This window comes from Azospirillum oryzae (assembly GCF_008364795.1).
GTDB lineage: Bacteria > Pseudomonadota > Alphaproteobacteria > Azospirillales > Azospirillaceae > Azospirillum > Azospirillum oryzae.
The window spans coordinates 702655-726151 of record NZ_VTTM01000001.1 but is presented as its reverse complement, the minus strand read 5'-3'; the positions used below and the strand labels follow the sequence as shown (position 1 = coordinate 726151).

At 69.5% G+C, this 23497-nt stretch carries 19 protein-coding genes; 14 read left to right on the top strand and 5 right to left on the bottom strand.

Annotated elements, in window-relative coordinates; genetic code table 11:
* The first annotated feature begins 56 nt into the window (after positions 1–56).
* The 8 genes from FZ938_RS31305 (at position 57) to FZ938_RS03405 (ending at position 11097) form a co-directional block, all read left to right on the top strand.
* Positions 57–2540, top strand: coding sequence for a methyl-accepting chemotaxis protein (locus FZ938_RS31305; protein WP_149197252.1), 2484 nt, complete (start codon positions 57–59; stop codon positions 2538–2540).
* Positions 2541–2751: 211 nt separating this feature from the next.
* Complete coding sequence (locus FZ938_RS03440) at positions 2752–5274, top strand: PAS domain-containing sensor histidine kinase (protein WP_149197251.1); 2523 nt, start codon at positions 2752–2754, stop codon at positions 5272–5274.
* Positions 5271–6932 carry a sensor histidine kinase gene (locus FZ938_RS03435; RefSeq protein WP_149197250.1) on the top strand — a complete coding sequence of 554 codons (1662 nt, stop codon included), beginning with the start codon at positions 5271–5273 and terminating at the stop codon, positions 6930–6932. The genes FZ938_RS03440 and FZ938_RS03435 overlap by 4 nt, the downstream gene beginning before the upstream one ends.
* Complete coding sequence (locus FZ938_RS03430; RefSeq protein WP_149197249.1) at positions 6932–7369, top strand: response regulator; 438 nt, start codon at positions 6932–6934, stop codon at positions 7367–7369. The genes FZ938_RS03435 and FZ938_RS03430 overlap by 1 nt, the downstream gene beginning before the upstream one ends.
* 12 nt (positions 7370–7381) lie before the next feature.
* Positions 7382–8785 carry a diguanylate cyclase gene (locus tag FZ938_RS03425; protein WP_149197248.1) on the top strand — a complete coding sequence of 468 codons (1404 nt, stop codon included), beginning with the start codon at positions 7382–7384 and terminating at the stop codon, positions 8783–8785.
* An 18-nt stretch (positions 8786–8803) separates the two neighbouring features.
* The gene (locus FZ938_RS30780) at positions 8804–10222 is read left to right on the top strand and encodes a response regulator (protein ID WP_211101031.1); all 1419 of its coding nucleotides are present in this window, start codon (positions 8804–8806) and stop codon (positions 10220–10222) included.
* Between the two features lie 135 nt (positions 10223–10357).
* Positions 10358–10762 carry a response regulator gene (locus FZ938_RS03410; protein ID WP_149197247.1) on the top strand — a complete coding sequence of 135 codons (405 nt, stop codon included), beginning with the start codon at positions 10358–10360 and terminating at the stop codon, positions 10760–10762.
* A complete protein-coding gene (locus FZ938_RS03405; protein WP_149197246.1) occupies positions 10759–11097 on the top strand; it encodes a hypothetical protein in 339 nt (112 codons plus the stop codon). The genes FZ938_RS03410 and FZ938_RS03405 overlap by 4 nt, the downstream gene beginning before the upstream one ends.
* A 20-nt stretch (positions 11098–11117) precedes the next feature.
* Here the strand turns inward: FZ938_RS03405 and FZ938_RS03400 are convergent, their stop codons facing one another.
* Both FZ938_RS03400 and FZ938_RS03395 read right to left on the bottom strand, forming a co-directional pair.
* The gene (locus tag FZ938_RS03400; RefSeq protein ID WP_246457483.1) at positions 11118–11726 is read right to left on the bottom strand and encodes a nitrogen fixation protein NifQ; all 609 of its coding nucleotides are present in this window, start codon (positions 11724–11726) and stop codon (positions 11118–11120) included.
* A gap of 109 nt (positions 11727–11835) precedes the next feature.
* Positions 11836–12309 carry an SRPBCC family protein gene (locus FZ938_RS03395; RefSeq protein ID WP_149197244.1) on the bottom strand — a complete coding sequence of 158 codons (474 nt, stop codon included), beginning with the start codon at positions 12307–12309 and terminating at the stop codon, positions 11836–11838.
* Positions 12310–12463: 154 nt separating this feature from the next.
* On the opposite strand from FZ938_RS03395, the gene FZ938_RS03390 reads away from it, so the two are divergent.
* From FZ938_RS03390 to FZ938_RS03370, 5 genes are all read left to right on the top strand, one after another.
* Positions 12464–12883, top strand: coding sequence for a secondary thiamine-phosphate synthase enzyme YjbQ (locus FZ938_RS03390; protein WP_149197243.1), 420 nt, complete (start codon positions 12464–12466; stop codon positions 12881–12883).
* Positions 12884–13041: 158 nt separating this feature from the next.
* A complete protein-coding gene (locus FZ938_RS03385) occupies positions 13042–14643 on the top strand; it encodes a DegQ family serine endoprotease (RefSeq protein WP_149197242.1) in 1602 nt (533 codons plus the stop codon).
* A 90-nt stretch (positions 14644–14733) separates the two neighbouring features.
* Positions 14734–15414, top strand: a complete 681-nt coding sequence (locus FZ938_RS03380; protein ID WP_149197674.1) for a winged helix-turn-helix domain-containing protein — start codon at positions 14734–14736, stop codon at positions 15412–15414.
* Between the two features lie 24 nt (positions 15415–15438).
* A complete protein-coding gene (locus FZ938_RS03375; RefSeq protein ID WP_149197241.1) occupies positions 15439–16869 on the top strand; it encodes a sensor histidine kinase in 1431 nt (476 codons plus the stop codon).
* 254 nt (positions 16870–17123) lie between these two features.
* Positions 17124–18212, top strand: coding sequence for an AI-2E family transporter (locus tag FZ938_RS03370; RefSeq protein ID WP_149197240.1), 1089 nt, complete (start codon positions 17124–17126; stop codon positions 18210–18212).
* Positions 18213–18231: 19 nt separating this feature from the next.
* Here the strand turns inward: FZ938_RS03370 and FZ938_RS03365 are convergent, their stop codons facing one another.
* From FZ938_RS03365 to FZ938_RS03355, 3 genes are all read right to left on the bottom strand, one after another.
* Complete coding sequence (locus FZ938_RS03365) at positions 18232–19788, bottom strand: MDR family MFS transporter (RefSeq protein ID WP_149197239.1); 1557 nt, start codon at positions 19786–19788, stop codon at positions 18232–18234.
* A gap of 80 nt (positions 19789–19868) precedes the next feature.
* On the bottom strand, positions 19869–21620 hold the full coding sequence (gene sppA / locus FZ938_RS03360) for a signal peptide peptidase SppA (protein WP_149197238.1): 1752 nt from the start codon (positions 21618–21620) through the stop codon (positions 19869–19871).
* Positions 21621–21662: 42 nt separating this feature from the next.
* Positions 21663–22235 carry a peroxidase-related enzyme gene (locus tag FZ938_RS03355; protein WP_149197237.1) on the bottom strand — a complete coding sequence of 191 codons (573 nt, stop codon included), beginning with the start codon at positions 22233–22235 and terminating at the stop codon, positions 21663–21665.
* Positions 22236–22402: 167 nt separating this feature from the next.
* Between FZ938_RS03355 and FZ938_RS03350 the strand changes: the two genes are divergently transcribed.
* Positions 22403–23470, top strand: coding sequence for a response regulator (locus FZ938_RS03350; RefSeq protein WP_149197236.1), 1068 nt, complete (start codon positions 22403–22405; stop codon positions 23468–23470).
* The last annotated feature ends 27 nt before the right edge of the window (positions 23471–23497 follow it).

The following is a 23497-nucleotide window of genomic DNA, read 5'->3' as shown; positions in this document are numbered from 1 at the left end:
CGGTGGCTCTCCCATTGCGCTGCCGAACCTGCCCCCTGCCCGACGAGGTTCCGTCCATGCGTCTCAATGAACCGATCACCGACCGCGAAATCGAGATGGAAGACGGCGTGCTGCTGGTGTCGCGAACCGACACGGGCGGCCGCATAACCTTCGTCAACAAGGCCTTCGTCGACATCAGCGGCTATGCCGAAGACGAATTGATCGGGGCTCCGCACAACCTGATCCGCCATCCCCACATGCCGAAGGAGGCTTTCGCCGACCTGTGGGCGACGATCAAGGACGGGCGGCCGTGGGAAGGGCTGGTGAAGAACCGGACCAAGACCGGCGACTTCTACTGGGTCCGCGCCAACGTCACGCCGGTGGTGGAGGACGGGACGGTGACCGGCTTCATCTCCATCCGCACCAAGCCGTCGCGCGAGCAGGTGGCGGCGACGGAACGGCTCTATGCCGACATCCGCGAAGGACGGGCGGGCCATGTGATGGTGCGCGACGGACAGGCGGTGGCGCGGGGCGGCGCCGCGAGGCTGCGGCGCTGGATGACCAGCATAACCGGGCGGCTGACCCTGATCTTCGCCTTCATGGTCCTGTCGATGCTGGTGGTTGGCGGCGTCACGCTGCGCGGCATGTCCGACAGCAACGCCTCGCTGAAGACGGTGTATGAGGACCGGACGGTTCCCGCCGTGCAGATCGGCGAGATCCTGGACCATATGCGCGACAATGTGCAGACGCTGCAGCACCTCATCATCGACGCCCGCGACGGCACCGATCCCAAGGTGATGGCCGGCCGCGAGCAGCGCATCTTCGCCAATGCCGCCACCATCGACCGGCTGTGGGCGGACTATCTCACCACCTACCTGACGCCCGAGGAGAAGGAGCTGGCCGAGCGTTTCGCCAAACAGCGCGCCGCCTTCTTCAACGACGGGCTGAAGCCGGCGGTCGAGCTGGCGCGCCAGGGCGATTCGCTGCGGCTGGAGGTGCTGGTCCGCGACCGCATCGATCCGCTGTTCGAGGCCGCCTTCCGGACCAACAAGGACCTGCTGCAACTGCAGCTGACCGTGGCCCGAACCGAATATGAGGGGGCGCTGGCGGATTTCCGCTGGCATCTGGTCTTCGCGGTGGCCGCCGGGCTGGCGGTGCTGGTGGCGGCCGTGCTCTGCGGCTTCATGCTGCTGCGCACCGTGCGGCGGCCGCTTGCCGACTTCTCGGCCGATTTCGACGCCATCGCCCGCAACGACCAGGCCCACATCATCGACCTGCCGGCGGCGGTCGAGTTCCATCCCATCGCCGGGCAGCTGCGCGGGTTGAAGGCCCGGCTGTGCTACGCCGTGCAGGAGCGCGTCGAACGCGCCCGCCATGCCGACGAGGAGCGGCGCCGCGCGCTGGAGGCCATGGCCTCCACCGTGGAGCGCGAGGCCGGCCGCGCGGTGGAGGAGGTGGCCCAGCGCACCGGCGCCATGGCCAATGACGCCGAAGGCATGTCCGGTTCGGCCGAGCGGGTCAGCATCAACGCCCAGACCGTGGCGTCGGCTGCGGGCCAGGCGCTGGCCAACGCCCAGACCGTCGCCGCCGCCAGCGAGCAGCTTGCCGCCTCGATCCGCGAGATTTCCTCGCAGATCGCCCATTCCAGCGCGGTTACCCGCCGTGCGGTGGAAAGCGGCCACCACACCCAGGCCACCATCCGCTCCCTGTCGGAGACCGTGGCGAAGGTGGGCGAGGTGGTGAACCTGATCCAGTCCATCGCCGGCCAGACCAATCTGCTGGCGCTGAACGCCACCATCGAGGCGGCGCGGGCGGGGGAGGCTGGCAAGGGCTTCGCCGTCGTTGCACAGGAGGTGAAGAACCTCGCCAACCAGACCGCCGCCTCCACCGAAGAGATCACCCGCCAGATCACCGCCATCCAGTCGGTGACCGATCAGGCGGTGCAGGCGGTGGAGGAGATCGGCCAGACCATCGCCGAAATCGACCACATCGCCGGCTCGATCGCCGCGGCGATGGAGGAGCAGTCGGCCGCCACCCAGGAGATCAGCCGCAACGTGGTGGAGACCTCCACCGCGGCGCAGGAGGTGTCGTTCCGCATCGCTGCGGTGTCTGAGGAGGCCGACCGCACCGGCGAGCAGGCGACGCAGGTCAAGCACGGCTCCGGCGACGTCGCCCGCTCCATCGAGAGTCTGCGCAAGGTGCTGGTCCGCATCGTCCGCACCTCCACCGGCGACGCCGACCGCCGGCGCAAGCCGCGCTATCAGGTGGACGAGACGGGGACGCTGCTGATCGACGGCGACCGTCTGGCGGTGACCGTGCGCAACCTGTCGATCGGCGGCGCCATGATCGACCCGGTGACGGCCACCGACGGCCGTTCCCTGGCGGGCGCCACCGGCAAGCTGCGCTTCGACCGCTACGGCGCCGAGGCGACGGTCGCGGTCAAGGCGGTGGAGCATAACCGCATCCATCTCGCCTTTGATGGCGAGACGATGTCGCGCGACTTTGTCCGGGCCGTCGAAATCGCCACGAAGGATCGTCCGCCGGTCGACGTGGCCGCCTGAACAGTTCCGGCAGTGTCCGACGCCCCACCAACAATGTTCGGCACGGAATTTTGCGTGTCTTCTCCATTCCCTAGGTTGAGGTGTGCTCCTCTGTGACAATTTTGCAAGGGAGTCCTTAGGGAGTGAAGGGGTGTTATTAGGCTTGTCGCCGGGATCCTGTGCTCGCTCACGTATCCCGCCGCTTGCACGGAATCGAGAGCCGGCCGCATCCATGGTCAACACCACAACCTTGTCCCCCCCGATGGAGTGTCCCGAGCAGGGCGCTCCCCGGTCGAGCCGCCTCCAGCCGGTCGCCGGCCCCTCCGATACCGGGTCGTCGAACGCCATGCCGGGGACCGGAAGGACGCTCCGTACCCGCCTGCGCTGGCGGCGCGGCCGGCAGGCATCGGCGGTTCCGCGCCTGTATCAGGCGACCGACGCCGCCGGCGACGGGCTGTGGGATTGGGACATGGCCAGCGGCGCGGTGTGGTACAGCCCGCGATGGCAGACGATGCTGGGCTTCACGCCGGGCGAGGTGCCGCCGCATGTCGAATTCTGGCGCTCCCGCGTGCATCCCGAGGACCTGCCGCTGGTCGAGTCCGTGCTGGCGGCGCATCTGTCCGGCGAGCGACCGGTCTATGAATGCGAGCACCGGGTCCGCACCAAATCGGGAGCGTGGCTCTGGATTCTCGACCGCGGCCGGGTGGTGACCTGGGACGAGGAGCGCCGTCCGTTCCGCATGATCGGCACCCATGTCGACATCACCGCCCGCAAACGGATCGAGGAGGAACTGGCCGAAAGCCGCCTGCAGCTGGACGCCATTCTCGACAACGCGCCGGTGGGCGTCCTGCTGGTCGACCGCGACCGGGTGATCCGCCGTGTCAACCAGTCGGTGGCCGCCACCTTCCAGCACCGGTTGGAGGACATGGTCGGCTGCAGCGCCCGCGTCATCTACGGCGACGACCGGGTGTTCGAGGAGTTGGGCCGGCGCGCCTATCCGTATATGCAGGCCGGCGGCCAGTTCGACGAGGAGGTGGTGATGCGCCGCGCCGACGGCGCCGACATCCGCTGCCGTCTGATCGGCCGATCGGTGAAGGCGGGCGATTCCGACCGCGGCTATGTCTGGGTGGTGGAGGACGTCACCGTCCGCTGGCGCGCCGAACAGGCGCTGAACGACCGCGCCGGTTTCCAGCGCGTGCTGCTGGACACGGTGCCGGTGCCGATCTTCGTACAGGACGTGATGGGCCATTACGTCGACGCCAACAGTGCCTTCGAACGCTGGATGGGCATCGACCGGCAGGCGCTGTTCGGCCGCACCGTCTTCGATCTCGCCCCGCCGCACATCGCCGAGGCCGACGAGGCGGTGGACAAGGCCCTGCTGGCCGACCAGAAGCCGCAGAGCTACGAGACGCAGCTGCGCTGCGCCGACGGGACGCTGCGCGACGTGCTGTTCTCCAAGGCGGTCTACTGCCGGACCGGCGGCAAGCCGGCCGGCATCGTCGGCGCCGTGATGGACATCAGCGAGCGCAAGCATGCCGAACAGGCGCTGCTGGAACGGCAGCAGCTGTTCGAGCAGATCTTCGTTGCCAGCTGCGCGGTCAAGCTGCTGGTCGACCCGGCCGACGGGCGGATCGTCGACGCCAACCCGGCGGCGGCGGAGTTCTACGGCTACCCGCTCGACCGGCTGCGCAGCATGCATGTCCAGGACATCAACGCCGCCCCGCGCAGCGTGGTGGAGCGGGACCTGCATCACGCGGGCAGCGCCGGGCAGCGGCATTTCCAGTTCCGCCACCGGCTGGCCTCCGGCGAGGTCCGCGATGTCGAGGTCTATATCAGCAACATCGTCGTGCATGGCCGCACCATGCTGATGTCGCTGGTCCACGACATCACCGAACGCTGCCTTGCCGCCGACGCCCTTCGCCGCAAGACGCGGGAGCTTGAACGCTCCAACGCCGAGTTGGAGGCCTTCGCCTACGTCGCCTCGCACGACCTGCGCCAGCCCCTACGCGTCATCACCAGCTACCTGACCCTGCTGGAGCGGGGATTGGGCAAATCGCTGGACGAGGAGGCGCGGGAGTGCATCGACTTCGCCCGCGACGGCGCCCAGCGCATGGATCGGCTGATCGTCGACCTGCTGGAATATTCGCGGGTCGGGCGCAAGGCCAAGCCTTTCCGGCCGGTGCCGCTGGAGGAGCCGCTGCGTCTCGCCCTGCTGAACCTGGAGGTGGCGGTGCAGGATGCCGGCGCCACGGTGACCGTCGATATGGCCGGCGACGGCGCGCCGCCGATGACGGCCGGAGATGGTGTGGCGCCGGCGGTGGCCGGCGACGACAACGAGCTGATGCGGTTGTTCCAGAACCTGATCGGCAACGCGGTGAAGTACCGCGCGCCGGGCCGTCCGCCCATCGTGCGCGTCGCCATGGCGGCGGACCGGCAGGACGGCGCCGCGGTCTGGCGGATCGACATCCGCGACAACGGCATCGGCATCGCCGCCGAGGACCGCGAGCGGGTCTTCGGCATCTTCCAGCGCCTGCACCGCCGTGACGAATATGAGGGCACCGGCGTCGGTCTGGCGGTCTGCAAGAAGATCGTCGAGCATCACGGCGGCCGGCTGTGGGTCGACGACCCTCCTGCCGATGAGGCGGACGACCTGCGCGATGAGGACGGGCGTCCCTGCGGCAGCCTGTTCCGCATGGTCCTGCCGGCCCTGGATGCACAGGGAGAGACGGGCGGGGAGGCGCCGAGCCCGCCATGACGGTGCAGCAATCGTCCGCCATGCGCCCGCCGCTTCCGGTCCTTCTGCGCCGGCTGCTGTCCGACGGACGGCGCATCTGGAAGCTCGCCGCCGTCCAGGCGGCGGTGACGCTGGTGCTGGTGCTGAGCTATCTCTGGATGGGCGACGTCTATGTCCGCGTCCTGGTGGCCGAATACCGCGCCAGCGCGGCGCTGACCGCCTCTTCGCTGGCCAGCACCCTGTCCAGCGCACTGAACGAGCGTCTCGCCCTGGTCCGCGGCCTGACCGCCTTCGTCGAGGTTGCATCGGGCGCCGGCAACTTCGCCGACCAGTTCCCGCGCTATGCGGAGAGCCTGCGGCGCTCGGTGGTGGGGGTGCGCAACATTTCCGCCGCCCCGGATTTCGTGGTCCGCATCGTCTATCCGGTCGAAGGCAACGAGAGGGTCCTTGGCAACGACCTGCTGAAGGACGCCCGTCCGGGCTTCGCGGAGACGGTGCAGCGGGCGATCATCAGCCGCGATGTGACCATCCACGGCCCGGTCGGCCTGCTGCAGGGCGGGCGGGGGCTGATCGCCCGCCAGATCGTCTACGGGCTGGATAAGGGGGGGCCGGCCAAGCCCTGGGGTGCGGTCGGGCTGGTGTTCGATGTCGACGCGGTTCTGAAGGAGGTGCGGTTCGACCGGGTGCCGCCGCATCTGACCTTCGCCCTGGTGACCGATGCCGGGCAGCCGGTGGCCGGCGATGCCCTGGCGTTGAGGAACGACCCGCTGGTCGAGGGGATCAACCTGCCGGAAGGCCAGTGGGATCTGGCGCTGGCTCCGCGCAGCAGCTGGGAGGGGCTCGCCCATGCCGACCCGGCCTTCCGTGGGTTCCAGGCCGCCTTCCTGCTGCTGGCCCTGCTGACGGAGGCGATCACCTTCATGGCGGTCAGCCGCCGGTATTCGCTGGAACGGCAGGTCGACCTGCGCACCGCCGAGCTTGGCCGCACCAAGAACGAGCTGGAACAGTTCGCCTATGCCGCCGCCCATGACCTGCAGGAGCCGCTGCGCGCCATCGCCAGCTATGCCCAGCTTCTGGAGAAGCAGCTGAAGGGCAGGCTGGACGACGAGAGCGAGGGCTTCATCCGCGAGATCGTCGAGGGTGCCGGACGGCTGAAGATGCTGCTGCGCGACGTCCAGCTGTTCCTGGCGGAGGACCGGGTGCCGCTGGGCGGCGGCGTCGCGGCGGCGGGCGACGCGCTGAAGGCCGCCCTGACGGCGCTGAAGCGGCGCATCGCCGAAGCGGGGGCCACCGTGACGGCGGCGGACCTGCCGGATGTGCAGGGCGACGAACGGCGCCTGCGCGAGATCTTCATCGTGCTGATCGGCAACGCCGTCGAATACCGCCATCCCGACCGCGCGGCGGAGGTGCATGTCTCCCACCGGAGGGTCGACGGCCATGACGTGATCGACGTGCGCGACAACGGCATCGGCATCGACCCGCGTTACCGCGACCAGATCTTCGAGGTGTTCCGGCGCCTGCATTCGCGGGACGAGCATCCCGGCACCGGCATGGGCCTGGCCATCGCCCGCAAGATGGTGGAGCGGCTGGGCGGCCGCATCACCGTCGTCTCCAGCCCCGGCCTCGGCAGCGTTTTTTCCATCCATCTGCCCACTCCCGCCTTCCGAGGATTCCCGTGATGCAGGACCTGACCACCCCCTTCGAGATCCTGCTGGTCGAGGACGATCCGGCCGACGCCGGCCTCGCCAAGCGCGCTTTGCGCGACGGGCGGATCCTGTGCAACGTCTCCCATGTCCGCGATGGGGTGGAGGCGATGGAGTATCTGCGCCGCCAGGGCTCCTTCGGCGCCGCCGCCCGCCCGGACCTGATCCTGCTCGACCTGAACATGCCGCGGATGGACGGCCGCGAAGTGCTGCAGGAAATGAAGGCGGACGACGAGCTGAAGACCATTCCGGTGGTGATCCTCACCACATCCGACGTCGACCGCGACGTTAACGCCAGCTATCTGCTGGGCGCCAACAGCTTCATCACCAAGCCGATGGACATGGACGCCTTCTTCGATGCGGTGAAGAGCATCGAGGAATACTGGTTCCGCGTCGTCCGGCTGCCGCGGTGAGGGAGGTCCGCCATGTCCATCGCCTTGTCCCGCAAGCCGCTCTTATCCAGCATGTCCGATCGGGAGGACGGCCGCACCGCCATCCTGCTGGTCGAGGATGACGATGCCGACGCGCGGCTGGTCACCCGGTCGCTGACGCCCTATGCCCGCCGCGCCAGCGTGGCGCGCGCCACCTCGCTGAAGGAGGCGCGGGCGTGGCTGCACCGCAACGCCTGCGACGTCGTGCTTCTCGACCTGTCGCTGCCCGACAGTTTCGGGCTGGAGACGGTGACCCGCCTGCATGCCGACGCGCCGTCGCTGCCGCTGGTGGTGCTGACCGGCTACGACGACGAGGATTTCGCACTGGATATCCTGGCCCACGGCGCGCAGGACTATCTGGTCAAGGGACAGACCGACGGGCCGCTGATGTGGCGCGCCGTCCAGCACGCCATGGCCCGCAAGCGGCTGGAGGAGGAGCTGCGCCTGTCGGAGGAGCGGCTGCAGGGCATCATCGGGCTGGCGCAGGACGCCATCCTGACCACCGACGCCAACCTGAACATCACCCTGTTCAACCGGGCGGCGGAAAGCCTGTTCGGCTATGACGCCGACGACATCCTGGGCCGTCCGCTGTCGCTGCTGATCCCCGAACGCTTCCGGCCGGACCATGACGCGCACATCGCCGATTTCAGCGTGTCGGAGCTTCAGGCCCGGGTGATGACCAACCGCCGGGAGGTCCTGGGCCTGACCGCCAACGGCCAGGAATTCCCGGCGGAGGTGTCGATCGCCAAGCTGCACCATGCCCACGGCCTGCTGTTCACCGCCGTGATCCGCGACGTGTCGGAACGCAAGCGGGTGGAGAGCGAGCTGCGCCGCATGGCGACCACCGATCCGCTGACCGGGCTGAACAACCGCCGCCGCTTCCTGGAACTGGCGGAGGTCGAGATGGCGCGGCTGCGCCGCTATGGCCGGGCGGTGTCGGTGCTGATGCTGGACATCGACCGGTTCAAGGCGATCAACGACACCCACGGCCATGCGGTGGGCGACCATGCCCTGGTCAGGCTGGCGGAGGTCTGCCGCGACGAGCTGCGCGACACCGACCATATCGGCCGGCTGGGCGGCGAGGAGTTCGCGATCATCCTGCCGGAAACCCCGCTGGCTTCGGCGGCGGAGGTGGCCGAACGGCTGCGCCAACGTCTGGCGCTGGCCGAGGTGCCGATCGTCCCCGGCGACCATGGGCACGGTTGCCTGCGCATGACCGTCAGCATCGGCGTCGCCATGTGCGGCGACGAGGATTCCAGCATCGAACGCGCGCTGGGCCGCGCCGACCGCGCGCTGTACGAAGCGAAGGCGGCGGGCCGCAACCGCATCGTCGTCAGCGACGGCTATCCGGGTCCGGCCTTCGCCTCCGCGTCCGGCCCCATCTCGATGGCGAGCTGACGGCATCTTCGAGGAAAAATGACCGAAGGACCCATGACCCAGCGGACGGCTGAAACGGCGGCTGTAACGGCGAAGACGCCGGAGCCGGTTCTTCTTGTGTCCTCGCAGGCGGCGCTTGCCCAGCGCTACGCTCCGGTCTTCGGGGCGCTGGCGCGGGTGGAGACCGTGGCCGCGGCGCTGGACCGCCTGCGCGGCGGCGGTGCGGCGTCGGGCGAGACGGTGGTGCTGCTGGACGCCCCCGCCGTGGCGGCGGTCGAGGCGCTGGCCCGGCTGGATCCGGCACCAGCGGTGGTGGTCCTGCTGCCGGACGGCGAAGGGGATGGTCAGGGAGACGCGTGGGGCCAGGACGTCGCCGGTTTCATCGCGGCGGGGGCGCAGGATGCCCTGCCGGCCGGCGATGTCACTGCCGGGTGTCTGCGGGCCGTGGTGTCGGCCACCCGCCGCCGGCAGATGCGGGAGAACCGGCTGCGGCTCGCGCTGGCCGAAGCGGAGCGGGCGCGGGGAGAGGCCCAATCGCTGCTCGACGCCGCAGGGACCGCGGTGGCGGCGGCGCTCGACCCGATGATGGCGCTGACCTCGGCCGCGCTGGAGTCGCCGCTGCTGCCGCGCCAGCAGGAGCGGCTGGTCGCGGTCCAGATGGCGGGGGCCGCCCTGCGCGCCACGCTGTCGGCGCTGCGACCGGTCGGGCGCGAGGCTGCCGTGGAGGAAAGCCTGACGCTCGCGGCGCTGGCGGACGGCGTCCGGGCGGCGAAGGTGGAAAGCGGGGCGGAGGAGTGCTTCACCGGCGATGCCGCGGCACTGCGGGCGCTGCTGTCCCTGCTGACGGCGGAGGCGGGGGCTTCGGTGTCACTGGCGTTGCGCCCGGCCGGCGACGACGCCGAGCTGTCGGTGCGGCGCCGGGTTGATGCGCGGCTGCGCCCGCTGCTGCTGGCGGCGATCCAGCCGGCGCTGCGGCGGCTGCGAGGGCGCCTGCTGCCCGAAAGCCCGGAGAGCGAGGCGGGGGAGGGGGTGGTCATCCGCATCCCCGTCCGCCGGATGGAGCGGCCGGCCGCCCTGTCGGTGCTGCTGGTGGAGGACAACCCGATCGGCCGTCTGGTCGCCGCCGGCTTCTTCAAGGCGCTGGGCCATGCCGTGACGACGGCGGACGATGGGGCGCAGGGGCTGGCCGCCGCGACGGACAAGCGCTTCGACCTGATCGTGATGGACATTCAGATGCCGGTGATGGACGGCCTTGAGGCCTCCCGCGCCGTCCGCGCCCTTCCCGGCGAGGCGGGCCGCGTGCCGATCGTCGCGCTGACCGCCGGCACCGATGCCGAAGACGACGCGCAATGCCGCGACGCCGGGATGGACGACTGCCTGCACAAGCCGCTGACCATGGATCGTCTGCGTGCGGTGCTGGAGCGCCTGTTCCCCGGCCGGGTGCAGGTCGGCGGATAGCGGTGTACGGCACAAATTGTCGAAAATTTTACAGAGACAAAACCATATTCCACTCCATGGTAACCGAGCATCGGTTGCCGGCCGCCGGTTCGGACGGTATCAGTGGAAAGCGGTGATCTGGCCGGAGGATTGGGGATGGACTTGCAGGCGATCGACTATTCCCGGCATCGTATCCTGGTCGTGGAGGACCAGCCCTTCGTCCGCCGCACCATCGTCCAGATCCTGGGCCAGATCGGTTTCCGCGACGTGGCGGAGGCCGAGGACGGTGAGACGGCGATGCGCGAATCGATCCGCGTCAACCCCGACCTGATCGTCTGCGACATCGACATGAAGCCGGTTTCCGGCCTGCAGTACCTGGCCCGCCTGCGCGCCAGCACGGAGGCCGCCAACCCGCGCGCCCCGGTGGTGTTCCTGACCAACCACACCGAATCGGAGATCGTGAAGCAGGCGATGGCGCTGGGCGTCAACGGCTTCGTGGTCAAGCCGCCCTCCTTCTCGGCGCTGAAGGAGCGGGTGGACCGGCTGCTGGGGGGACGGTGAGGTCCGCAATCCTGCTCGCCACGCTGCTGCTCGCCGCCTGCTCCGGCGAACCGTCGGAAGGCGACATGCGCAAGCTGGTGGAGGCGCACACCCGCCGCACGCTGGAGCGGCAGGGCAATGCCGGCTTCCGCGCCTTCGACGAATTCCGCAAGCAGGGATGCGTCGACGCGAAGCTGAAGGGCGGACAGGACAATGGCGGCCAATATGACTGCTATTACGCCGCCACCTTCGTGCCGCAGCCGGGACAGCCGCCGCTGACCGTCAACGGCAAGGGCCGCTTCCGCCGCACCGACAAGGGCATGACCTTCGAGGATCTGGGCGCGCAGCCGCGCTGAGACCTCTCAACTGCCCCCGATTATCCACCGCGCGCAAGGCGGGAGAGGGTGGACAGCGGATCGCCGGCCTCCTCGCCGAAACAGACCTCCACGTCGTCGCACACCTCGCAGTTGGGGGATTTGCACAGCATCAGCCCCTCGCGCTCGCAAAGCTGGCGATAGAAGAACTTCTTCCATTTCATGTCGCCGGCATTCATCGCCACCAGCGCCGGGAAATGCCGCCGGAACAGGAGGTTGAGTTCGCCGCGGTCGTGGAAGCCCATGTCCTGCCACAGATGGTTCGGCTCCAGCGACCGCCGGGCCAGGATGGCGGCGAGCCAGCGCTCCTCTTCGGCACCGCGCGCGCCATGCTCGGCCAGGAAGGCGCGCAGGTCGGCCTCCTCGATGGCGTCCTCGCCGGACCCGTCCCCGTCGGGCAGGGCGGCGACCCTATCGGCGACTTGCGGGGCGTGACGCGCGGCAAGCTCCGCCAGTTCCGCCTTGGTCAAGGCCAGCGCCTGGGTCATCGTCCGCACCGGATCGGCGGCGGCCAGCGCCAGGATCCGGCCGAAGATCATGCGATCGGCGGTGGCGTCATCCGGAGTTGCGGTTTGGGCAGGGGTTTGGGCAGCGGGCTGGGACAGGACCACTCGGCATCTCCACCGGCAAAGAGCACCCGCGACGCCTGCTATCCTGACCCATGATGCTGCAGTTGCGAAAGGCGCTGTTCGGCCGCCGGTACTGCGGCATTGCGCCGCATCAGCCGGCGCGGTCGCCGATCTCCGCCCTGATCTCCGCCGTGATCTCCGCCGCGAAGCGCTCGAAGAAGCCGGCGAGCACGCGGTCGGTCTTGGCCTGCACCAGCTTCACCGCCAGACGGCCGACGGCGCCGCCCAGCGCCACCGACAGGCTGTAGGTCAGCAGGGTGCGGCCGTCCGCCTCCTCCAAGACCACCAGCGCCTCGCCCTTCACCGCGCCGGCCAACCCGCCGCTGCCTTGGGCGACCAGCCGGTAGCGGTGGGCGCCGTCCTCCGGCTCCAGCCGCAGCCGGCCGGAGAAACGCGCCTTCATCGGACCGAGCGTGGTCCGCACCCGCGCGGCATAGTCGGTGGCGGACAGCCGCTCCATCTCTTCCAGGACGGGGATGCAGCGCATCAGCACCGCCGGATCGCAAAGCGCCGCGAACACGCGGTCGCGCGGTCCGGGGACGCTGTGGGTGCCGGTGATGTCCATGCGCGGTCTTCCTCCCTTGCCGTCCGGGTACAACAGTTTGGCCCAATAACAATTTGGACGGGCCGATTCATCCCGGCAAATCCGTTCGGGCCATGACATCTGGTATTGCTTGCCCGCGGAGCCAAGCCAGCGAAATACGAGGAGATCGAAAGCCATGCGACAAGCCGCCACGACGCTGACCGTCCCCACCCGCGGCGCCGGGCTGGTCGAGGTGACCGCCCAGGTGCGGCGCTGGGTGGCGGAGCAGGGGATGGACATCGGGCTGCTGACGGTGTTCTGCCGCCACACCTCGGCGTCCCTGACCATCCAGGAGAATGCCGATCCCGATGTGCAGGCCGACCTGCTGCGCTTCTTCCGCCGTCTGGTGGCGGAGGACCCGTCGCTCTATGCCCACACCACCGAAGGGCCGGACGACATGCCCGCCCATATCCGCTCGGCCCTGACCGGCGTCAGCCTGTCGATCCCGGTGATGGGCGGTGAACCGGCGCTGGGCACCTGGCAGGGCATCTACCTGTTCGAACACCGCGCCCGGCCGCACCGGCGCGAGATCGCCTTGCACCTGATCGGGGACTGAGCCGTCTCCTTGCCTGAAATATCTTTCATCCGGTCGCAAGGCGGCGGTGAAGGGCGGTTCCCTATGTTCACGACAACAGCGGCGAGGCGGCGCGGCGGTCTGAAAGGCCGGCCATCGCCTCCCGGAAGTCGGAATCGCCTGATTGGAGTGTCGCCGTCATGACCACCCTTCCTCCCACCAAGAGCCAGACCCCGAACCAGCCCCAACGTCCGGGCCGTTTTCGCCGGACCGTCGCCGCCCTGCTGCTGGGCTCCACGGTTCTGACGGCTCCGGCGCTGGCCGGCTGGGCGGCATCGCAGGCCCAGCAGAACGGCGCCACGCCGCCCGCCGTCACGATGACGCAGGACACGCCCTCCACCTTCGCCGACCTCGCGGCGAAGGTCAGCCCCGCCGTCGTCAACATCTCCGCCACCCAGGAGGCCAAGGCCGAGCCGCGGGCGCAGCGCGGCCCGCAGATCCCCGGCTTCCCGCCCGGCTCGCCGTTCGAAGAGTTCTTCCGCCAGTTCCAGGACCAGATGGGCCAAAACGGCGGCCCTGGCGGCGGCCCCGGTGGCCAGGATGACCAGGAGCAGGCGCCGCGCGGCAAGATGGGGGCGCTCGGTTCCGGCTTCATCATCGACCCGGCCGGTTATGTCGTGACCAACAACCACGTCATCGACGGCGCCAGCGAGATCACCGTCACCCTGCAGGACGGCACCGCCATGCCGGCCAAGCTGATCGGCCGCGACGCCAAGACCGACCTTGCGCTGCTGAAGGTGAAGTCGGACAAGCCGCTGCCCTCGGTCGATTGGGCGGACAGCGACAAGACCCGCGTCGGCGACTGGGTGATGGCGGTCGGTAATCCGTTCGGGCTGGGCGGCACCGTCACCAAGGGCATCGTGTCGGCCCGCGGCCGCGACATCCACAGCGGTCCGTACGACGATTACTTCCAGCTCGACGCCGCCATCAACCGCGGCAATTCGGGCGGCCCGACCTTCGACCTCAGCGGCCGGGTGATCGGCATCAACACCGCCATCTACTCGCCCAACGGCGGCTCGGTGGGCATCGGCTTCGCCATTCCCGCCAACCTCGCCAAGGAGGTGGTGGCCCAGCTGAAGGACAGCGGCAAGGTGGAGCGCGGCTGGCTCGGCGTGAAGATCCAGGAGGTGACGCCGGATATTGCCGATAGCGTGGGGTTGCCCAGCGCCAAGGGCGCCCTGGTGGCGGACGTCACCGCCGACAGCCCGGCCCAGCGCGCCGGCCTGCATCAGGGCGACGTCGTGCTGTCCTATGCCGGCAAGCCGGTCAACACTCTGCGTGACCTGACCCGCAACGTGGCGGAGACCAAGGCCGGCGATACGGTGGAGATGAAGATCCTGCGCGAGGGCCGGGAAAAGACGGTTCCGGTGCGGATCGACCGCCTGTCCGACCAGACGCAGGTCGCCTCGGCCGACACCGGCAGCGGCAACGGCTCCGCCGGGCAGGAGGAGGTCGCGCCGGTGAAGGGGCTGAAGCTCGCCCCGCTGGACCGGGCGGCGCGCAAGCGGCTGGGCATCGACGATGCCGTCCAGGGCGTGGTGGTCACCGGCCTGTCCTCCAGCGTCGATGTGCCGATCCGTCCCGGCGACGTGATCGAACGGGTCGGTGACAGCGAGGTGAAGAGCCCGGCCGACGTCCGCCACCGGGTGGCGGAGGCCGAGAAGGCGGGGCAGAAGGCGCTGCTGATGCTGATCAACCGGCAGGGCAACGAGTCCTTCGTCGCGCTGAAGCTGAAGGCGTGAGGCGACGCGCCGCTTGAGTGACGGAAAGTCCGGCCGGGCACGACACCCTCGTGCTTGGCCGGGCTGTTTTGGGAGGCTACACTCGTGCTCATGAAGATTCTCGTCATCGAAGATGATCGCCAGGCCGCCAGCTACCTTGCGAAGGGGCTGAAGGAGGCCGGCCATGTGGTGGACGTCGCCAACGACGGGAAGGAAGGCCTGTTCCTGGCCGGGGCCGAGCATTACGACGTGATGATCGTCGACCGCATGCTGCCGGGGCGCGACGGGCTGTCGCTGGTCCAGGTGCTGCGGGCGGCCGGCAACGACACGCCGGTGCTGTTCCTGTCTGCCCTGGGCAGCGTCGATGACCGGGTGAAGGGGCTGAAGGCCGGCGGCGACGACTACCTGACCAAGCCCTTCGCCTTCTCCGAACTGCTGGCCCGGATCGAGGTGCTGGTGCGCCGGCGCGGCGCCGGCCAGCCGCAGACCCGGCTTGCCGTGGGCGACCTGGAACTCGACCTGCTGTCGCGCAGCGTCAGGCGCGCCGGCAAGGCGATCGACCTGCTGCCGCGCGAGTTCTCGCTGCTGGAATACCTGATGCGCAATGCCGGCAGCGTGGTGACCCGCACCATGATGCTGGAGAATGTGTGGGACTATCACTTCGATCCGCAGACCAACGTAATCGACGTGCACATCGCCCGCCTGCGCCAGAAGATCGACAAGGACTTTCCCACTCCCCTGATCCACACCGTGCGCGGCGCCGGCTACAGCCTGCGCGCGGCGGAGGGGTAAGGGTTTCATCATGAAGCATCACGCATGAGACATGACGGCGCGGCCGCCGGCCTGCACGGCTTCGTCGCCGCGGGCTTTCGGCTGGTGCGGGCCACGGCGTTCCGGCTGGCGCTGCTCTATCTGGCGATGTTCGTCCTGTCGGTCGGGCTGATTCTCGGCGTCGTCTACCGCACCACGGCGGGCTTCCTCGAACAGGAGATCGGCGAGACCATTGCGCTGGAGGTCGCCGGCCTGCAGGACCATTACCGCAATTACGGACTGTCCGGCCTCATCGACGTGGTGCGGACGCGCAGCGCGGTCGCCAACAACAACTCCATCTATCTGCTGACCACGCCGGCCGGGACGATCCTGGCCGGCAACCTGTCGGGCTGGCCGGCGGCAGTGCCCAACGCCAGCGGTTGGACCCATTTCAAGGTCGCCGATTACGGCGGGGTCACCGACCGCCCGTCGACGGCGCAGGCCGTGACCTTCACGCTGCCGGGACAGTTCCGCCTGCTGGTCGGCCGCGACATGAGCGAGATCGACCAGCTGCGCACCCGCATGTTCCGCTCGCTGGGCTGGATCCTGGGGTCCACCGCCCTGCTGGGGCTGGGGGGCGGGCTGCTGATGAGCCGCGGTGCCATGCGGCGGATCGAGGCGATCAACCGAACCACCCGCCAGATCATGAGCGGCGACCTGAGCGACCGCGTGCCGCGATTCGGCGGCGGCGACGAGATGGACCGGCTGGCCGGCAACCTCAACGCCATGCTGGACCGCATCGAACGGCTGATGACCGGCATGCGTCAGGTGACCGACAGCGTCGCCCACGACCTGCGCACGCCGTTGACCCGCCTGCGCTCCCGCATCGAATTGGCGCTCCTGCATGAGACGGAGGACCCGGAGGTCTATCGCGGCGTCCTGCAGGACACCATCGTCGAGGCCGACCGGCTGCTCGCCACCTTCACCGCCCTGCTGTCGATCGCCGAGGCGGAATCGGGCGCCAAGCGCCAGGACTTCGTTCCGGTCGATCTGGCCGAAGTGGTCGAACTGGCCGCCGACCTCTACGAGCCGGTGGCGGATGAGCGCGGGCAGCGCCTGTCGGTGGTCATCCGCAGCAAGCCGACCGTCCGCGGCAACGGCCAGCTTCTGGCGCAGGCGGTGTCGAACCTGCTGGACAACGCCATCAAATACACGCCGGAGGGCGGCACGATCACGCTGGTGCTCGACGGGCCGGCCCCCGGCCGCGCCGCCAGCGTCGAGGTCGCCGACAGCGGCCCCGGCATCCCGGCGGAGATGCGCGACAAGGTCCTGCAGCGCTTCGTCCGGCTGGACACCGCCCGCGCCTCGCCCGGCAATGGGCTGGGGCTCAGTCTGGTGGATGCGGTGGCGACGCTGCACGGCGCCCGGCTGGAGTTGAGCGACAACGAGCCGGGGCTGAAGGTCACCCTGATATTCCCGCCGGAGGCGCGGCGGTAAGGGCAGAACGCCCGGCTGCGCAAAGGGCGGTCCCCAAAAAAAAGCCCGCCGGGTGGCGGGCTCTTCAAGTGACATCAGCGAGAATGACTCCTTGGCGTCACATTTGATATGGGGCCGCCTGCGGCACCTTCCATACCCATTTTCGGACTATCGCCGACGACCTAGCCTGCTGACTTTCCGCAACGTCGGCAGGATTGGCGCGTTCTCCCCCAGGGCCGTCCGTCCGGCGGCGCCAAGTGCGGGAGATTCGAAAGATGGCGATACCCAGCAGGCCAACCGCCCACCAGGCCGCCAAGCCGGGAGGCGGGGCGGTGCAGGACGAGCCGCCGGCGCGCGCCGGACGCGGGGAGCTGGCCGTCTTCACCTGGAAGGTCCTGATCGTCGCCGGGGTGGTGGCGCTGGGGATCTTCCTGTGGAAGGTGTCGGGCACGCTGCTGCTGATCTTCACAGGCGTGCTGTTCGCCATCCTGCTGCAGCGGCTGACCGGCTATGTGCGGCGGTGGACGGGGCTGGGCCATGGTCTGGCGCTTGCCATCGTGCTGCTGTTGCTGGTGCTTCTGGTCGGTGGGGGCGTCTGGCTGATGGGCACGTCGATGGCGGCACAGCTCGGCCAGTTGCAGGAGCAGGTGACAAAGGCCATGGACATGCTGCCCGACGGCTGGCGCCAGCGCATCATGGAGCAGGGCAAGGAGTGGCCCTGGATGAACCAGTTGAGTTCCTTGGCCTCCGGCCTTGTCTATGTCGTCGGCGATGCGGTGGTGGTGATGTTCGCGGCGCTCTATCTGGCGGCGTCGCCGGGGGTTTATCAGCGCGGCGTGGTCCTGCTGGTGCCGCCGCGCGGGCAGAAGCGGGCCTGCGAGGTGATGGAGGTGGCCGGCGACAGCCTGTGGAAGTGGCTGATCGGGCAGCTGGTGGCGATGGCGGCGGTGGGGACGATGATCGGGGTGGGGCTCTGGCTTCTCGGCATCCCGTCGGCGCTGGCGCTGGGCATGGTGGCCGGGCTTTTGGAGTTCATTCCGCTGGTAGGCCCCTTCCTGGCGGCGGTACCGGCCCTGCTGATCGGCTTCGCCCAATCGCCGCAGGACGCGCTGTGGGTCGCCGGGCTTTACCTCGTCATTCAGCAGGTGGAGGGAAACCTGATCACGCCGCTGTTGCAGAAGCGGGTGGTCGACCTGCCGCCGGTGGTCACCATCGGCGCCATCGCCGCCGGCGGCGTGCTGTTCGGCATCATGGGCATGTTCCTGGCGACGCCGATCGCCGTGGTCGTGCTGGTCCTGGTCAACCTGCTCTACATCGAGGACAGGCTGGGGGAGGAGCGGCATTTCCCCAGCGACAAGTCCTGACGCGGTCACTCCCGACCGGTCATCCCTTCGCCGCCGGGGCGCCTTTGGCACGGCCCGGATTGGCGGAACGCAGCGGCAGTTCCTTCAGGAACAGCGTCATCGCGAAGGAGACGACCGCCAGTGCCGCGGCCAGCAGGAACAGAGTGGCGAAGCCATGCTCCAGCGTCGCCACCACGCCGGCGCGGGCGGCCGGGGGCAGGGCGGCCAGGGCGGCGGCGCCATGGTCCAGCACGGCGCGGCCGGACAGGCCGGCGCCCTCCAGCCGGTCCGACACCACGGCGTTGAAGACGGCGCCGAACACCGCGACGCCGACCGACCCGCCGAGCGAGCGGAAGAAGCCGACCGACGCGGTGGCGGCGCCGAGGTCGCGCTGCTCCACCGCATTCTGCACGGCGACCGTCATCACCGGCATTACCAGCCCCAGACCCATGCCCAGCGGCACCAGGATCAGCGTCGACCACAGGCCGTCCGCGGCCAGTTCCGGCAGGGTGCCCAGCAGCGCGTACATCACGCCCGACAGCGCCAGCCCGGCCAGCGGGAAGACCTTGTAGCGGCCGGTCTTCGCGATCAGCCGTCCGCCGCCGACCGACCCGAAGGTCATGCCCAGCACCAGCGGCAGAAGCAGCAGCCCCGACACGGTGGCGCTGGTCCCCTGCACCAGCTGCAGGTGCAGCGGCAGATAGACGATGCCGGCGAACAGCACCATCGCCGACACGGCGACCACCGGCGTCGCCACCGCCACCACCGGGCGGCGGAACAGGTGCAACGGCAGGATCGGCTCCTCGATCCGGCGTTCGTGCCACAGGAAGACCGCCAGCATGACGAGGCCGGCCGCCAGCAGGCCGAGCGCCGCCGGGCTGCCCCAGCCCATGGCTTCGCCGCGGGTGGCGACGATCAGCAGGCTGGTCACCGCACCGGTCAGCAGCGCCGCCCCGGCCAGATCGATGCGCGGCTTCGCCCGGCCGGCGGGCAGGCGCGACAGGGTGCTGCGCGTCATGGCGAACGCAGCGACGCCCAGCGGCAGGTTGATGAGGAAGATCCAGTGCCAGCCGATGGTTTCGGTAAAGATGCCGCCCAGCAGCGGTCCGGCGACGCTGGCCAGCGCGAAGACGCCGCCGATCATCCCCTGGTAGCGGCCGCGTTCGCGCGGGGCGACCACGTCGCCGATGATGGTGAAGGCCAGCGACATCAGCCCGCCGCCGCCCAACCCCTGTAGCCCGCGGAACAGGATCAGCTGGGTCATGCTCTGCGCCATCGCGCACAGCAGCGAACCGGCCAGGAACAGCATGATCGCCGTTTGCAGCACCCGCTTGCGGCCGTAGAGGTCCGACAGCTTGCCGTAGATCGGCGTCGTGGTGGTGGAGGTCAGCAGATATGCGGTGACCACCCAGGGCAGCATGTCCAGCCCGCCGAACTGGCTGGCCATCGTCGGCAGCGCGGTGGCGACGATGGTCTGGTCCATCGCCGCCATCAGCATCGCCAGCGCCACCCCGCTGAACACACGCAGGATTTCCTGGTGGGTGAAGACGGGATGGTCGTCGGCGGCTTGCGACGGGCTGGCGGCGGTCTCTGTCATGGTCGATCGTCTCGGACGTTGAGGTCTTTGAGCGGGGATATCCCCCTCCCCGGGGGGAAGGGATTTGGTCCAGGCGCCTCTCACCGCTCCAGCGTCATCGCCGGCATGCGGGCCTGCACGCCGTCTGCCTGGGCGGCGGCGAGCAGGGGGCGCAGGTGGGCCAGCAGCGGGCGCAGCTCCGCCACGGCGGCGAGCGCGCCGACAAGCTCTCCCTTGCCGGCCACCAGATCCAGCAGCTGGTCCGTCATTGATTTCGGTGGCGGGTACGGGGCCAGCGTCACCGGGGCGTCGGGCGACAGGCCGGCGGCGGTGCGGGCCAGGGTCAGCGCCTGCTCCTGCCCGCCGAGATCGTCGACAAGGCCGAGTTCGCGGGCCTGGGCGCCGGTCCAGACGCGGCCCTTGGCGACGCCGCGTGCCTGTTCGGGCGTCATGTGCCGGGCCTCGGCCACCCGCTGCAGGAAGTTGGCGTAGGTGTCGTCGATGATGGCGTTCAGCCGTTCGGTTTCGCTGTCGTCGAAGGGGCGCAGCGGCGACCACATGCCGGCGTTGCGTCCGCCCTGCACCCGGTCCCACTGGATGCCCAGCTTGTCGGACAGGCCGCCGATGGCGAATTTGCCGGCGACGACGCCGATCGACCCGGTGATGGTGGCGGGGGACGCGACGATGCGGTCGGCGGCGAGCGCGATCCAGTAGCCGCCCGACGCCGCGGTGTCGCCCATGCTGGCGACCACCGGCTTGCCGCTCTGCCGCGCCCTGACCAGCGCCCGGCGGATCGCCTCGGACGCCGAGACGGCGCCGCCGCCGCTGTCGATGCGGAGCAGGATGGCGCGCACGTCGGGATCGTCGGCCGCCTCCTCGATGGCGTCGACGATGGTCTCCGACCCGGCGGAGGTGCCGCCCAGCGCCGGCTTGCCGCTCTCGCCGCCGGTGATGGTGCCGACGGCGTGGATCAGGGCGATGGTCGGCCCCTTGCCGTTCGGGTTGCCGGCGACCGACAGGTAATCGGCCGGCTCCATCGCCTCCGCCCCGGCGCCGGCGCGTTTCAGCGCCTCGTCGCGCGCCTCGTCGGCGTAGCCGAGCCGGTCGACGAACTTCTGGTCCAGCGCCTCCTTGCTCAGCAGCGGCGCCTTGTCGATGGCGGCCCTGACCATCGCGGGGGCGAGGCGCCGGCTCTTGGCGATGCCGTCGACCAGCTGGTTGCCGAGATCGGTGACCAGCGCCTCCATCATCTCGCGGTTGGCGGGGGTCATGCCGGATTTGGTGAAGGTCTCGGCGAAGCTCTTGTATTGCTCGCGCTGGGCGAAGTTCGGCTGCACGCCCAGCTGGTCGAGGGCGCCGCGCGCGAAGGGCAGCTCCGCCGACAGTCCGGTGATGCCGAGCGTGCCCATCGGCTGCAGCCAGACCTCGTCGAAGGCGCTGGCCAGCAGGTAGGAGCGGTTGCCGGCCCCGGCCCCGCCATATTCCTCGGCGAAGGCGACGGCGAACCGGCCCGACGCGCGGAACCGCTCGATGGCGGTCCGCAGTTCCTGCGTCTGGGCGAAGCCGATGCTGTCGTCGCCGAAGCGGGCCAGCACGCCCTTCACCCGCGGGTCGCGCCGTCCGCCGTCCAGCGCGTCCAGCACCTCGCGCAGGGTGGTCTGGTGTTCGAACAGGCTGCCGATCTTGCCGCTGTCGCTCTCCGCCAGCGGCTTGGTCAGGTCGAGGTCCAGCACCACCGCATCGGGCAGGGTGGGTTCATGTCGCACCACCAGCACCGCCACCGTCACCGCGCCGGCCACCAGAAGCAGGCCGATGAGCGCGAACAGACGGACGAAGAAACGGACGATCGCCATGATTCCTACCCTGTGTGGCCTCGACGAAGGCGATGAACGACCTCAACGATCCTGGCTGTGGTACTCGCGGTTCGGGATCATGTCCACCGCGGTCGCCAGACGGTTGGACATGTTGTAGAAGGCGGCCGTGTCGGCAATGTCGAAGATGTCCTCCGCGCCGAATCCGACGGCGCGCAGCGCCTCGCGGTCGGCTTCGCCCACCGACATCGGGTTCTCGGTCAGCTTCCAGGCGAAATCGAGCATGGCGCGCTGGCGCGGCTCCAGCGGGGCGACGCGGTAGTTGGCGACCAGCATCTCGCCCAGTTCCGGATCGCCGGACAGCTTGCGCACCGCCTGCCCATGGGCGACGAGGCAGTAGTAGCAATGGTTGGCGGAGGAGACGACGACGGCGATCATCTCGCGCTCCAGCTTGCTGAGACCGCTCTCGCCCAGCATCAGCTCGTTGTAGAGCATGGCGAAGTTGCGCAGCTTCTTCGGCCGCAGGCTGTAGGCCCGGAGCACGTTGGGCACGAAGCCCAGCTTCTCATCGCACTTGTCGAACAGGACCTGCATGTCGGGATCGAGGTCCGGCTTTTCCGGCAGGGGCAGGGCCATGACATGATCGGGTTGCGGCATCGGGCGGTTCCTCTCCTGATTGATTGTTGGGCCTTCCGGCGAGGGGAGGGTAACCGCGGCCGGCCGGTTTGTCTTCCGTTCCGCTTGCCGCTCGCCAATCGGGCGCGGTTGTGCCAGAAGTGGAATTTGAATGCGGCGATATGGCCCGGTTGCCGAAGCAGAGGGCGATGACCCAGCCGAAGCTCGATCTTCTCTCGGTCCTGGTGGTGGAGGACAGCGGCTTCATCCGCTCGGTCCTGACCGCCACCCTGCGCGCCATCGGCATCGGCCGGGTCGAGGGGGTGGCGAGCGGCGCCGACGCCATCCGCTGGCTGGAGGACCGCCGCGCGGCCCTGCCGCCGGGGACCGCCCCGGTCGACCTGATCCTGTCCGATCTGGTGATGCCCGAGGTGAACGGGCTGATGCTGCTGCGCTGGATCCGCTACAGCCCCAAGAGCCCGGACAAGTTCCTGCCGGTGCTGATGCTGTCGGGCGCCGCCGACCGTCAGTATGTGGAGCAGGCGCGCGATCTCGGCGCCACCGACTTCATCGCCAAGCCTTTTTCCGCCCAGACCATCGCCAGCCGGCTGCTGTTCGCCATCGCCCGGCCGCGCCGCTTCGTTCTGGCCAAGGGCTATTTCGGTCCCGACCGCCGCCGCGCCGACAAGCCGGTCGCCATGGATTGCCGGACGACCGCGCCGTCGGAGATCCTGGTGGTGCACAGCGCGTCGAAGGCGCGCGGCATCGACCGCTTCCCCGTGATCTATTTCGACCTGCCCAACCGGCTGGGCGCCAAGGTCGGCCTCGCCCCGCGCGATCCGGTGCCGACCCTGCCGCCGGAGGTGCTCGCCGCCGCGGAGGAGGAAATCCTGAACCGCGCCGGCGACTATGCCGTGTGGATCGGCGCGGAGGTGGAGGAGATGGGCCGCCGCGTCGACCGCCTGCCGCGGGAGCCGGACTCGGTGCCCGCCCTGCTGGCCCAGGTCAACCGCTCCGCCCACGAGATGCGCGGGCAGGGCGGCATCTTCGGCTATCCCCTGATCACCCACATCGCCAAGTCGCTCTACGAGGCCACCCGCAGCGGCCTGACCACGGTGACCGCCAGCGAGCATCTGCTGTTCAAGGCCCATGTGGACGCGATCAAGGCGGTGATGACCGGCCGCGTCAGCGGCGACGGCGGGGCGACCGGTCAGCAGCTGCTGGCGTCGCTGGAGGTGGCGAAACGGAAATACGCCAAAGCGACCGGGGTGGGGTGAGGGGCCGCGTTCGCCGCCCGCTTCAAC

Bases quoted from the DNA above. Each gene is read 5' to 3' on its own strand.
- FZ938_RS30780 (WP_211101031.1), top strand. From the start codon at position 8,804: ATGACCGAAGGACCCATGACCCAGCGGACGGCTGAAACGGCGGCTGTA.
- FZ938_RS03375 (WP_149197241.1), top strand. From the start codon at position 15,439: ATGAGACATGACGGCGCGGCCGCCGGCCTGCACGGCTTCGTCGCCGCG.
- FZ938_RS03385 (WP_149197242.1), top strand. From the start codon at position 13,042: ATGACCACCCTTCCTCCCACCAAGAGCCAGACCCCGAACCAGCCCCAA.
- FZ938_RS03440 (WP_149197251.1), top strand. From the start codon at position 2,752: ATGGTCAACACCACAACCTTGTCCCCCCCGATGGAGTGTCCCGAGCAG.
- FZ938_RS03390 (WP_149197243.1), top strand. From the start codon at position 12,464: ATGCGACAAGCCGCCACGACGCTGACCGTCCCCACCCGCGGCGCCGGG.
- FZ938_RS03365 (WP_149197239.1), bottom strand. From the start codon at position 19,788: ATGACAGAGACCGCCGCCAGCCCGTCGCAAGCCGCCGACGACCATCCC.
- sppA (WP_149197238.1), bottom strand. From the start codon at position 21,620: ATGGCGATCGTCCGTTTCTTCGTCCGTCTGTTCGCGCTCATCGGCCTG.
- FZ938_RS03430 (WP_149197249.1), top strand. From the start codon at position 6,932: ATGCAGGACCTGACCACCCCCTTCGAGATCCTGCTGGTCGAGGACGAT.
- FZ938_RS03395 (WP_149197244.1), bottom strand. From the start codon at position 12,309: ATGGACATCACCGGCACCCACAGCGTCCCCGGACCGCGCGACCGCGTG.
- FZ938_RS03370 (WP_149197240.1), top strand. From the start codon at position 17,124: ATGGCGATACCCAGCAGGCCAACCGCCCACCAGGCCGCCAAGCCGGGA.
- FZ938_RS03380 (WP_149197674.1), top strand. From the start codon at position 14,734: ATGAAGATTCTCGTCATCGAAGATGATCGCCAGGCCGCCAGCTACCTT.
- FZ938_RS03350 (WP_149197236.1), top strand. From the start codon at position 22,403: ATGACCCAGCCGAAGCTCGATCTTCTCTCGGTCCTGGTGGTGGAGGAC.
- FZ938_RS03410 (WP_149197247.1), top strand. From the start codon at position 10,358: ATGGACTTGCAGGCGATCGACTATTCCCGGCATCGTATCCTGGTCGTG.
- FZ938_RS31305 (WP_149197252.1), top strand. From the start codon at position 57: ATGCGTCTCAATGAACCGATCACCGACCGCGAAATCGAGATGGAAGAC.
- FZ938_RS03435 (WP_149197250.1), top strand. From the start codon at position 5,271: ATGACGGTGCAGCAATCGTCCGCCATGCGCCCGCCGCTTCCGGTCCTT.
- FZ938_RS03355 (WP_149197237.1), bottom strand. From the start codon at position 22,235: ATGCCGCAACCCGATCATGTCATGGCCCTGCCCCTGCCGGAAAAGCCG.
- FZ938_RS03425 (WP_149197248.1), top strand. From the start codon at position 7,382: ATGTCCATCGCCTTGTCCCGCAAGCCGCTCTTATCCAGCATGTCCGAT.